The sequence below is a fragment of the Cohnella laeviribosi DSM 21336 genome (assembly GCF_000378425.1).
GTDB lineage: Bacteria > Bacillota > Bacilli > Paenibacillales > Paenibacillaceae > Cohnella > Cohnella laeviribosi.
Genome location: NZ_KB899810.1, coordinates 102,083 through 113,976 on the forward strand (window position 1 = coordinate 102,083; position 11,894 = coordinate 113,976).

10 protein-coding genes are annotated in these 11,894 nt (G+C 59.8%); 1 reads left to right on the plus strand and 9 read right to left on the minus strand.

Going from position 1 to position 11,894, the window contains the following annotated elements:
* Window positions 1-68: 68 nt before the first annotated feature.
* Together F560_RS0102920 and F560_RS0102925 are read right to left on the minus strand one after the other, a co-directional pair.
* Window positions 69-1,007, minus strand: coding sequence for an aldo/keto reductase (locus F560_RS0102920; protein ID WP_019004211.1), 939 nt, complete (start codon window positions 1,005-1,007; stop codon window positions 69-71).
* A gap of 18 nt (window positions 1,008-1,025) precedes the next feature.
* Window positions 1,026-2,030 (minus strand): Gfo/Idh/MocA family protein, encoded by a 1,005-nt coding sequence (locus tag F560_RS0102925; protein ID WP_019004212.1) that lies wholly within the window; start codon window positions 2,028-2,030, stop codon window positions 1,026-1,028.
* Window positions 2,031-2,156: 126 nt separating this feature from the next.
* Between F560_RS0102925 and F560_RS0102930 the strand changes: the two genes are divergently transcribed.
* On the plus strand, window positions 2,157-2,999 hold the full coding sequence (locus F560_RS0102930) for a helix-turn-helix transcriptional regulator (RefSeq protein ID WP_019004213.1): 843 nt from the start codon (window positions 2,157-2,159) through the stop codon (window positions 2,997-2,999).
* 154 nt (window positions 3,000-3,153) lie between these two features.
* On the opposite strand, the gene F560_RS0102935 is transcribed toward F560_RS0102930, so the two are convergent.
* The 7 genes from F560_RS0102935 to htpG form a co-directional block, all read right to left on the minus strand.
* The gene (locus F560_RS0102935) at window positions 3,154-3,999 is read right to left on the minus strand and encodes an alpha/beta hydrolase (RefSeq protein WP_019004214.1); all 846 of its coding nucleotides are present in this window, start codon (window positions 3,997-3,999) and stop codon (window positions 3,154-3,156) included.
* On the minus strand, window positions 3,983-4,753 hold the full coding sequence (locus F560_RS0102940; protein ID WP_245554799.1) for an alpha/beta hydrolase: 771 nt from the start codon (window positions 4,751-4,753) through the stop codon (window positions 3,983-3,985). Before F560_RS0102940 ends, F560_RS0102935 begins: the two co-directional genes overlap by 17 nt.
* A 47-nt stretch (window positions 4,754-4,800) precedes the next feature.
* Window positions 4,801-5,829, minus strand: a complete 1,029-nt coding sequence (locus F560_RS0102945) for a FecCD family ABC transporter permease (protein WP_019004216.1) — start codon at window positions 5,827-5,829, stop codon at window positions 4,801-4,803.
* Window positions 5,822-6,832: a FecCD family ABC transporter permease gene (locus tag F560_RS0102950; RefSeq protein ID WP_019004217.1), complete on the minus strand. Its 1,011-nt coding sequence runs from the start codon at window positions 6,830-6,832 to the stop codon at window positions 5,822-5,824. Before F560_RS0102950 ends, F560_RS0102945 begins: the two co-directional genes overlap by 8 nt.
* A 19-nt stretch (window positions 6,833-6,851) precedes the next feature.
* Window positions 6,852-7,880: an ABC transporter substrate-binding protein gene (locus F560_RS0102955; RefSeq protein WP_019004218.1), complete on the minus strand. Its 1,029-nt coding sequence runs from the start codon at window positions 7,878-7,880 to the stop codon at window positions 6,852-6,854.
* A gap of 102 nt (window positions 7,881-7,982) precedes the next feature.
* Window positions 7,983-9,626 (minus strand): AraC family transcriptional regulator, encoded by a 1,644-nt coding sequence (locus F560_RS0102960; protein WP_019004219.1) that lies wholly within the window; start codon window positions 9,624-9,626, stop codon window positions 7,983-7,985.
* 215 nt (window positions 9,627-9,841) lie between these two features.
* On the minus strand, window positions 9,842-11,728 hold the full coding sequence (htpG, locus tag F560_RS0102965) for a molecular chaperone HtpG (RefSeq protein ID WP_019004220.1): 1,887 nt from the start codon (window positions 11,726-11,728) through the stop codon (window positions 9,842-9,844).
* Between the last annotated feature and the right edge of the window lie 166 nt (window positions 11,729-11,894).

Here is an 11,894-nt window from a genome sequence, read left to right on the forward strand (position 1 = left end):
GCGTCCGGTCTGCCTTCATTCGGCCTGTCGCTGCCCGATGGTTCGGAGCCGCGCATCCGTTTTTGCCCTTATCCTCTTTCCGCTTCAAGATCCAGCCACGCAAGCTCCTCCCGGGTCAGCCGGATCTTCGAGCCTTCATCGCAGGAGCGAAGTTCTTCCGGCGACTGGGCGCCGATCAGCGCGCAGGTGGGAAACGGCTGATTGAGCACGTAGGCGAGCGCAATCTGGATCATGGATACGTTCTTCTCCGCCGCCAGCCGCTTGGCCCGGTTCAACCGCTCCCAGTTGCCGTCGTTGTAAAATACGCGGACGATGTCCGGGTTGTCGCGAACGTCGGGCGAAAATCTCCCCGTAAAGAAGCCTCTCGCCTGGGACGACCAGGAAAGCAGCGGCATTTGCGTCCGCTCGTGCCAGGCGCACGTTTCGGCGTCCGCCGACACGCAGCCCGGCCAGAACGGCTCGTTCGGCTTCGCGAGGCTCAAGTTCGGGCTGCTGAACGTAAACCCGACCAGCCCATTCGCGGCCGCATAATCGTTCGCTTCCTGAATGCGCCGCCACGTCCAGTTGCTCACGCCGATCGCCCCGACCTTGCCGGATCGGATCGGCTCATTGAGCGCTTCGACGATCGGTCCCACCGGCACGGACGGATCATCGCGGTGGAGCGCGTACAGATCGATAAAATCCGTTTGCAGCCGCTTCAGGCTCGACTCCAAATCATGGCGGATGGCCTCCGGGGTGACGCGCGGTCCGTTCGCGTCATGATGCGCCCCTTTGGTCAGGATGACCAGCCGGTCGCGGTTGCCCCGCTCCTTCATATAGCGGCCCAGCACCTCCTCGCTCTGGCCCCCGCAGTAGACGTGCGCCGTGTCGACGGCGTTGCCGCCGATCGCGAGAAAGGCGTCGAGGTTGGCGGCCGCTCTCCCGTACGATTCGTGGTAAAAATAATCCGTTCCTTTCACCAGGCGGGACACGGGCTTGCCGAGCCCCGGAATTTCGATGTACTCCACCGCTCCGTCGCCTCCCCGTCAGGATTCGAGTTCCACTCTTCTCCGCTCGCGCGCGGACAGAAGGCAGGCGTCGATCGCCTTCATGTTCCGCACGGCGTCGGCCGGTTCAAAGCGCAGCGGCGTTCCGTCCAGGATGGATCGGGCCAGATGATCCGCTTGCGCCGCATAGGCGTTGACGTCGGGCACCGCGATTTCCCGTCGTTCTCCCCCGGCGGTCAGATAGAAGTTCCCGCTGCCGGGCTGCGGCGTAAGGAACGCCGACGGCACTTCGATGAGGCCGTCGGTGCCGAGCACCTCGAGCGTATTGCGCGGAGCCGCCCACATGCCGCAGTCGAAGGTAAGCGCCACCGAATCGGGAAACTCAAGCAGCCCGGAGGCCATCATGTCGACCCCGTCGTGCTCCGGCGAAAAGAAAGCCTGCACCGTCGCCGCCTCCGGTTCCTGTTCCAGCAGCAGGCGCGCGACGCTGATCGGATAGCAGCCGACATCGTAAATCGAGCCTCCGCCCCACGCCTTGCGAAACCGGACGTTCCCCTTGTCGCCGGCGTTGTTGAACGTAAAGACGCTGCGAACGCCCCGCACCTTCCCGATCGCGCCCGACGCGATAAGCTCCTTGATCGTGTCGTAACGCGGGTGGTGCCGGTACATGAACGCTTCCGCGAGACGGACGCCGGCACGCTCGGCCGCTTCAACCATCTCGGCCGCTTCCGCCGCCGTCAGCGCGAGCGGCTTTTCGCACAGAATATGCTTGCCCGCCTCCGCGGCGCGAAGGGTCCATTCCCGGTGCAAATGGTTCGGCAGCGGAATATAAACGACATCGATCGACTCGTCCGCAAGCAGCGCTTCGTAGCTGCCGTACGCGACGGGAATGCCGAACGCCTCCGCCGTTTGCTTCGCCTTGTCCGCATCCCGGCTCGCGATTGCGGCCGGCTCGTTCAGCTCCGACAGCCGCAGCCCGGGAATGACCGCCCGCTTGGCGATTGCGGCGCACCCCAAAATCCCCCATCTCAGTTTTCGACTCATGCAGCTCCCCACCTCAGCTTGTTTGGAATTATGATTATATTGCGATTATATGGAAGTTTATTTAAAATTAAAATAATAATATTTTGCATCGAATTAAAACAATATTGTCATCGAGGTGCTTGTCCTATGCAGCGGCAGTGCCTACTGCCGACCCTTCCGCAAACGCCCTTCTTCTGCTTTCCCGAGTCGGTCGGTTTTTACCGCGACTACCCCGAGCACAGCGTGTCCCGGGAAGCGGGCGCACTGAACAATTTCAACATTCACTTCGTTGTTTCCGGCAAAGGCTACGTGGAGATCGACGGAAACGTTCACACGCTGAAAGCCGGGGAAGCCGTGCTGTATTTCCCGCTTCAGCGGCAGCGGTACTACAGCAGCGAAGACGATCCGTGGGCGGTCCGCTGGGTTCATTTTTACGGCAGCGGCGCCGGCCTGCAAGATTATTTGACCTGGCGGGGATTGCACAAGAGCCCTTTGTGGACGCTGCGCCGCCCCGACTTGTGGGAGCAGGCCCACGAAACGCTGCTTGCGGAAGCCGAGGCGCACCGGATGCTGTTTCCGGCCCGCTTGTCCACGCTGACGTACGAAGTGCTGTCCGTTTTCGTTGAACAGGCCGTCCCCCTTGCCGGCGCCGGAGGGGGCTCATCGGACAGCCGCATTCTGGAGCTGCTGCCGCTGATGCAGCAGGAAGCGGCCAAGCCGTTCTCGCTGGAAGAATGGGCGAACAAGGCAGGCGTAAGCCCGTATTATTTTTGCAAGCTGTTTCGCAGCGTGACGGAGATGACGCCGATGGACTTCATTACGCGCTCCCGCCTCCAGATGGCCAAGCAATGGCTGCTTGAGCGCAAAGAGGCGAAAATCGGGCAAATCGCTGCGGATGCCGGCTATCCGAGCGTAAGCTATTTCAACAAACGGTTCATGGAGAACGAGGGGATGACCCCGACGGAGTACCGCCGGCTGTACGGCGTCTGAACGGCGCTGGACTTTTTGCCAAATTTTGATAAGATAGCAATTCGCCAGCTTGTTGTTTTGGGCGAGGACAAACGTTTTTTTCTTGACGCTCTGTTTCGTATGCACGATGCCAAGCGAATGCAAGCCAGGCGGCCTGAAGCCCTCGAACCGGCGCCTAGCGCGTCGCCTTCGAGGGCTTGCCGCTTTCCAGCGCAAACCGGACCGCGCGTCCGAGAAGCGGGTAAATGACGGAGAGATGGTTCTCTTCCTCCAGACAGCGATATTCAAGCCGCAAGCCCGGAACGCCCGCAGCGGACAGCCGCTCGTACAGGTCTCGGGCATCCTCGATCATGTGCGGTTTTTCCAGGCTGCCGACGCCGATAAAAAGCCCGGTCTGCGGCGCCCGTTCCGGCGGGGTCTCCGCCGCGGAAGCCGCCAGACGGTCGGCGTGCGAAACGAGATACCGGTTCTTCCACCAGATCGACGGGCTTCCCGCCGCGTATGTTTGAAAAGCCTCCCGCCGCGTAAAAAACGTATACAGCACAAAGAAGCCGCCCAGCGAATGGCCGAACAGCGTCTGGCGGCTCCGGTCGACCGGCAGCTCCCGCTCGATCAGCGGCTTCAATTCCTCCTCGATAAAATCCAGAAAGCGGTCCGCTCCGCCGGTCTCCGGCCACGCCGAGCCGTTCGGGCGCGGCGGCAGCTCGTCCGCTCCGGCCTGCACCGTGTAATCATAGAACCGGCGGTCCGTCTCCAGCGGCCGATCGGTCTCGTAGCCGATGCCGACGACGACGGCCGGCCCCACCTTATGCGGCCCCTGCCCCAGCATCCGGACCGTTTCCGCCATCGCGCCGAAAGCCGAATTGGCATCGAGCATGTAGATGACCGGATAGCCCTCGGCCGGCGGGGCGGATTCCGGCTTGAACACCATGATCCGGTACTCCGCGCCGCGGCGGCTCTTTAGCGTCCACTGCTCCGTTCCCGGAATGGTGAACGCCGAACGTTTAAGCTTTTGTTCCAACGCTATCGCTCCTTTCTCCGAACAGCCATTGCAGCGCCGAAGGGAACCTTAGGGCAAACAACATCCCGTCATGCGTCCCGCTCTCGCCGATTTCGAACTTCAGCCTGTCTTCCGTGAAGCCCTGGTCCAGCAGCAGGCGGTGAGCCCGCTTCGTCCTGCTTACCATTTCTTTCTGAACATTCGTCTTGTACATCCCTTCGAGCGCGCCGACGTACATGTAGATCCGGTGCCCGGACGATTCGGACGCGGGCTGGCGTTCCATGTATTCCAGAAAACCTTCGTACCAGAAAGAAGCGGACAGCAAGGCGAAGTTGCCGAATACTTCCGGGTACAAATAATACGCGTAAAGAGAGACGAGCCCGCCCAGCGATCCGCCTGCGATGCCGGTGGACTCCCTGCCGGGCAGGGTGCGGTACCGTCCGTCGACAAAAGGCTTGATCGTGCCGACAAGCTCCCGCAAATAGTCTGCGGCGCCTCCGCCGAAATCCGGCCTGTCCGGGGCGAGCGCTTTGGCCGACCAGGGCGTATACTCGCCGTTCCGGTCGCGCGGCTTGATGCCGACGAAGATCAGCTCCGGAAGCCGCTTCGTCATGACCAGATGCTCCAACGCATTCAGGCCCTGCTTCACCATCTCGCCGCCGTCCTGCACGTAAACGACCGGAAACCGGCGGTCCCCCGCTTCGTAAGACACCGGCGTATAAACGAATAGCTCTCGTCCCATAACCGTCTCCGGTCTGAACGTTCCCTGCATCATGACGCCCTCCTTATTGGCTTGAACGGCCTTTCCGCTTGCGCACGCCGTTATCTTTTTCGGGTTCGAAACAGCAAGCAGACGAAATACGGGACGCCCAAGATCGAAATGACGATGCCGACCGCCAGTTGCGCCGGAGCGAAGATCGTTTTGCCGATAAAATCGGCGACGACGACCATCAGCATCCCGATGGCGCCGCAGGCGGGAACGATATGCCGGTAATGCGCGCCGACCAGGCGCCTGGCGATATGCGGAGCGATCAGGCCGACAAAGCCGATGCTGCCGGATACGGACACGCAGGCGCTCACCAGCCCGACGCAGCAAAACAGCAGCAGCTTCCGCTCCCTGTCCGCGCGGACGCCAAGCCCTTTGACGCTCGTCTCGTGCAGCTGCAGCAGATCGAGAACGGCGGACTTCCGCCAAATAACGGGCGTCAAAACGAGCAGCCACGGGATCGTCGTGGCGACATGCTTCCAGGTCGCGCTGTAGATGCTGCCCGCCAGCCATACGGTCGCCATCTCGAAATCCTGCGGATTCATCTTCAGCGAGATGTAGAGCGTAAGCGCGCCGAAGCCGGTGCTCAGCGCGATGCCGACCAGAATGAGCCGCTGCGGGTCGAGCGCTCCCTGGTGCCGGGCCAAGGCGTAAAGCAGGGCGACCGCCGCGATTCCGCCCGCCCAGCCGAATAACGGCATCGTCATGACGGCCATCCAGCCGGCCCCTTTCACCGTGCCCTGAACGAAAAACATATACAGCACGACCGCCGTTCCCGCGGCGGCGTGAATGCCCAAAATACCGGGGTCCGCAAGCGCGTTTTTGGTAATGCCCTGCAGCGCGGCGCCGGCGATTCCGAGGCCGAAGCCGACCAGCGCGCCAAGCAAAATGCGGGGCAGCCGAAATTCGAAAACGACAAGATCGCGTTCGGCCGTCGGATCGATCCGAAGCAGCGTCTTGAAGACATCCTTGGCCGAAAGATCGAACGTGCCGTTGGTCAGACTGACGTACATGGCCGCAAGACCCAGCCCGCAGGCGGTCAGAAAAACTGTCCAAAACCGCGCCGAAGCCGAAAGTCTACGCACGCTTGCCCCCTCCTCTCGTCTTGATTAAATAGAGGAAATAAGGCACGCCGAACAGCGCGGTTACGACGCCGACCGGCGTCTCGAACGGGCGGTTGACGATACGGCTGATCAGATCGCACCAGGCCAGAAACAGCCCGCCGTACAGCGCCGCGAAAGGAACGATCCGCCGGTAATCCCGGCCGACGAGAAACCGGATGACATGCGGCATGATGAGTCCGATAAAGGCGATTTTGCCGGCGATCGCCACGGAGATTCCGGTCAGCAGGACGACGCTGAGCATCGCCGCGGCTTTCACCAGCACGACGTTCATGCCGAGCCCGGCCGCCAGTTCGTCTCCAAGAGACAGGGTGGTAACCGGACGGGCGACCAGCATGGCAAGGGCAAAGCCGGCAACGGCAAACGGAATCGCCAGTTGGATGACGGCGGGATCCATCTGGTGCAGCCGGGCGTTGTACCAGAAGCTGACGTTCTGGGACACCTGGTAGTAAGTCGCCAGCGCCTGCGAGACGCCGGACAGAAAGGTCCCGACGATCGTTCCCAATATCGCCAGCGCGACGGGGGAAGTGCCGCCCGGCAGCAGCCTCGCGATGCCGAAGACAAGGCCGGCGCCGAGCGCGGACCCGGCAAGGGAGAACAGGATCATGTCCATGGAGGCCTGACCCGGCAGAAACACCATGCACAGCGTAATGGCGAACGCCGAGCCGTCCGTCACGCCCATGATGGAAGGGGAAGCAAGATCGTTTCTTGTCATCCCCTGCATAAGGGCGCCGGACACGGCAAGGAACGCGCCGACGAGCAGAGCGCCGACGACGCGCGGGATGCGGGACGAGCGGATGATGAGGTGGTCCACGTCGTTCGGATCGAAGCGGAACAGCGCATCCCAGACGGTGCCGGCATCGATGGACTTTGTGCCGTAAAGCACGGACAGCAGAATCGTGACCGGGACAAGCAGCACGCCGAACGCAAGCAGCGCCGCCGGCTTTAAACGGGCCATCGTCCGCATGAATACTCACGCTTCCGCATTATTTGGCCAGTTGCTCCTGCGCGGCCTTCAGGAATTGAATCCGGCTCCACGCGGGGCCGCCTTCCGAGAGCGGATCGATCGCGTTCACGAACACCTTGTCGTTTTCGACGGCGTTGATCTTCTTCACGATCGGGTTGTCCAGCAGCTCGGTCAGCGCGTTTTGCGTCTCCTTGTTTTCGTCATCGGCGAACTGGATAAACAGATAGTCGGGGTTCATCGCCGCAAGCTGCTCGACCGACAGCGCTTCCTGCGCTTTGGCGGCCTTCACTTCCGCCGGCGGTTCAAGCCCAAGGTCGTTGTACAGGATCGGATTCACGAACACCTTCTCCGGATAAATGAACACCTGTCCCGAGCGGATCCGGGCGGCGAGCACCTTCTGGCCTTTCAGCTTCTCGGTCAGCGTCCCCTTGGCCGCTTCCAGATCCTGCTTGTACTGGGCGATCGCCTTTTCGGCCTGCTCCTGCTTGCCGGTCAGCTCGCCCAGCAGCCGCAGGTTCGCTTCCCAGTTGACGGCAATATGGGAGACGAGAATCGTCGGCGCGATTTTCTTCAGCTTCTCGGCCGTTTCCGCCGGGAATTTCGTGGAACCGAGAATGACGTCCGGCTTCAGCTTGAGAATCGTCTCGAAGTTCGGCTGCGTCTTCTCGCCGATCGACTCGGCCTTATCGGTAATCGGCGCGAAGCGCTCGGGGAACTTGCCGCCGAACGTAATGGCTCCCACCGGATGCACGTCCAGCACAAGCGCGTCTTCCATCGCTTCCATCGCGCCGGTGATGACGATCCGTTCCACGTTGGCCGGAACCGTATACGTTTCGCCCAAGTATTCGATCGTCCGCTCGCCCGCCGGGGACGCTTGCTCGCTGGCCGGCTGCGCCTCGGCAGAGGCCGGCGCCGTTGCCGTTGCCGATGCCGACGGTCCGGAGTTCGTACCGCTATTGGCCGATTTCTCGTTGTTCGAGCCTCCGCATGCGGCCAACACCAGCATGAATAATGCAATCAAAACGGCTAATGCGACTGTCTTTCTCATCTTTTTGAAAAGCCCCTTTCTCCTGCTCCTCTTTATTGATAATGATTATCATTGCTGATTATAGCGAAGGAGCAGGCGCATCGCCATGGACAAAATCCCGAATTAAGATGGACGAACGGCAGATAGCAGCCGGACGGCCTGCTTCAGCATCCTTAGGTGCGCATAAGCGGAATACTCCCGCCACGGGTCCGAGGTCAGAAAGCAAAGCCGGTGCCGCTGAACCGCGGGAATCGCCTGCCATTTCGGATCGTCCTGCAGCCTTTTCCAGGCGCCGAGCGTTTCGCTCTCCTGGCGGATCATCAGCAGCAAATGATCGGCGTTCAAGTCGCCGAGTTCGGCCGGCGTGACCGGCACATCATACAGTTCCTGCCCGCAGTCGTAGGCCGGCTTGAGCTCCAGGCCCCGGTACAGCGTGCCGGCCATGCCGCGATCGCAGTACAGGAACAGGCTGTCGTTCAGCATCCGGACGACCGCGACCGATTCGCCGGCCATCGCTTGCCGCAGCCGTTCCTTGCCCGCCCGCATGCTGTGCGCATACCACTGCAGCCACTGCTCGGCCTGCCAGGATTCGCCCAGAAATTCGGCCAGCAGACGAAACTGCCGCTTCCAATCCGCGCCCTCGGCCGGGAGATAGAACACCGGCGCGATCTTCTCCAGCGCTTGCTTCTCCGCCTCCGAAATGTCGTCCAGGGCAAGCACCAAATCCGCCGGCACCTGCCGCAGCAGCTCGATGTTGGCTTCCCATTCCTGATGGTGCCGGTAAGCGCTGATGTGAACGGGAATCTCGTTGCGGTATTTGCGGTAGTAGTATTCCGTCCACTTCGGGTGCAGCGGGGCCGCAAACGGCATAATCTGAAGCGGCAGCAGCTGCCCGAGCAGCGCGGGACTGTAAACCGCCACCTTCCGGCGGCGGCTGCGCATATAGGCAGCCGGGGAGATGCCGATCTCTTTTTTGAATTTGCGGCTGAAGTAAAATTCGTCGGCGTAGCCGACCTGGTGGGCGATATCGCGCAGCCGGAGATCGGATTGGGCCATCAGCCGCTTGGCCTGCGCCAGGCGCAGCTCCGCTACGTAGTCCATCGCGCTTCTCCCGTATTTCTTTTTGAACAGGTCGCCGAAATATTTCGGGCTCAGATCGGCCATCTGCGCGAGCCGTTCGACCGTCAGCGGTTCGGTATAATGCTCTTCGATATATTGCTTCGCGAATTCAAGCGCCGCATGGGCGCTGTCCGGCTTCGCCCGGCTGTTCCGGGCGATATGGTAGAGCAGTTCCTGAAAATCGATCTGGCAGCGGAAGGGGCCGAGCTTATCATTGCTGCGCCACCCGCTGAACAGCTTGCCGCACATCGCAACCAGCTCGTCGGAAGGATAAACGGTTATTTTGCCGCTATGGGAAAACAAATGCGCCTCCTTGACCGGGCCGAGTCCGCCGTCCGCTTCCTCCCGCCGGCCGAAAACGTCAAAATAGAACACGTACATCTCCGAGTTCCCGCTCATGGACGCCGTGCCGAACGTCCGGTCCGGCGGACAGACGCATACCGCCCCCTGTTCCAGGTCCACCTGCTGCCGGTCCAGCAGAAGCTGAACTTCGCCGCTTGTCACGACGACCAGCGCATAGGAAAACACGAGCTGCTGCTTGAGTCCGCCGGTCCCGTCTCCCTTAACGGACTCCACCGACCGGAGCCTGAACAGCCATTCATGCAGGCAGCCCGGTTCGTTCCGCGCGCCGCTTGGCTCGGTTTCCATTCGAAGTCCCTCCCTCCTGCTTTTCGTTTTCTTATTTGAGTATATTGATAATCATTATCAATTTCAATCGCGGCCTGCCGATACGACGACGCGAAGCGCTCTTCCCGAAAGCCGCCCAAGCCAAGGCCGCCCGAGCGCAAAAAAAAGGCCGAGCCGGCGGCCTATTCCGCCCTGCTCAGCCGTTTGCGGCGAACGCTGTCCGCTTTGGGGGCCGATCACACCATTATTTTGCAAATATCGTTGGAGAATTCGACCGGGTCCTGAAGCGGCAGCCCTTCGATCAGCAGCGCCTGGTTGTACAGCAGCGCCGTGTACAGATCCAGCTTTTCCTTGTCGTGCTCGAAGGCGTTTTTCAGCGATTGGAACACCGCATGGTTGACGTTGATTTCCAGCACCTTGTCCGCCTTGACGTTCGGAGCGTCCGGATTGCCCGGCATCGCGTTCAGGATTTTTTCCATTTCGATCGATACCTCGCCCTCCGAAGAGAGGCATACGGGGTGCGATTTCAGACGCGTGGACGCCTTGACGCGCTTCACTTTGTCCGACAGCCGGTTCTGCATATATTCGAACAGCGCTTTGTGCTCGTCGTTCGCGGATTCCGTCTCCTTCTTGTCGTCCGCTTCGATCCCCAGATCGCCGCTCGATACCGACTTGAATTCCTTGTCCTTGTAGCGCATGAGCATCTTGATGGCGAATTCGTCGATATCGTCGGTGAAGTACAAAATTTCGTAGCCTTTGTCGGCGACCAGCTCGGTTTGCGGCAGCTTCTCGATCCGCTCGACCGACTCGCCCGTCGCGTAGTAGATGTATTTTTGATCCTCCGGCATTCTCGAGACGTACTCGTCCAAGGTTACGAGCTTCTTCTCCTTGGAGGAATAGAACATGAGCAGATCCTGCAGCACTTCCTTATGCGCGCCGAAGTCGCTGTAAACGCCGAACTTCAGCTGGCGGCCGAACGATTTGAAGAATTTCTCGTATTTCTCCCGCTCGTCCTTGAGCATGCTTTTGAGCAGGCTTTTGATTTTGCTCTCGATGTTTTTGGCGATCAGCTTAAGCTGCCGGTCGTGCTGCAGCATTTCCCGCGAAATGTTGAGCGACAGGCTTTCGGAGTCGACCATCCCTTTGACGAAGCTGAAGTAGTCCGGCAGCAGGTCGCCGCATTTGTTCATGATCAGCACGCCGCTCGAATACAGCTCCAGCCCTTTCTCGTATTCCTTCGTATAATAATCGAAAGGAATCGCTTCCGGAATGAACAGGATCGCCTGATAGACGACCGTTCCGTCGGCGCTGATGTGCAGGTGCTTGAGCGGCTTGTCGAAGCCGTACCGTTTTTCCGTGTAAAAGTTTCGGTAGTCTTCGTCCGTCAGCTCGTTTTTGTTTTTGCGCCAGATCGGCACCATGCTGTTGATCCGCTGCTCTTCCGTGACTTCCTCGTATTCGTTGTCGGTGCCTTCCTTCAGCTTCGAGGTCGTCACGTCCATCTTGATCGGGTAGCGGATGAAGTCGGAATATTTCTTAATGATCGCTTTCAGCCGGTACGTTTCCAAAAACTCGTCGTAATTTTCGTCCTCGGTGTTGCCTTTGATTTTCAAAATGATTTCGGTCCCGACCGTATCCTTCTGCCACGGTTCGATCGTGTAGCCGTCGGCGCCGGTCGATTCCCATTTGTATGCGGTGTCGCTGCCGAGCGCCTTGCTGATGACCGTCACGACGTCCGCGACCATGAACGCGGAATAGAAGCCGACGCCGAATTGGCCGATAATGTCGTGTCCGTCCTTGATCTCGTTCTCCTGCTTAAACGCCAAAGAACCGCTCTTCGCGATGACGCCGAGGTTGGTTTCCAACTCTTCCTTCGTCATGCCGATGCCGGTGTCGAGAATCGTCAAGGTGCGGTTCGTTTTGTCCGGAATGATTTTAATGTAGTAATTGTCTTTGTCGAACACGAGGTTGTCGTCGGTCAGCGCTTTGTAGTAGATTTTGTCGATCGCGTCGCTTGCGTTGGATATCAATTCACGTAAAAAGATTTCTTTTTGCGTATAAATGGAGTTGATCATCATTTCCAAAAGCCGTTTCGATTCCGCTTGAAACTGCTTCTTTTCCATGGGGCAATCTCCTTTCGCAAACGATTAGCACTCTCCCTCGGTGAGTGCCAGTTCATTTTTTTTATAACATCCCCCTATAGGGATGTCAATGTCATGGTCCCGCGTTCGGAATAGCCCCGAAGGTGGCCGAGGGCAAACGGGACGCGCGGCAGTTTGTCCGGCGCCG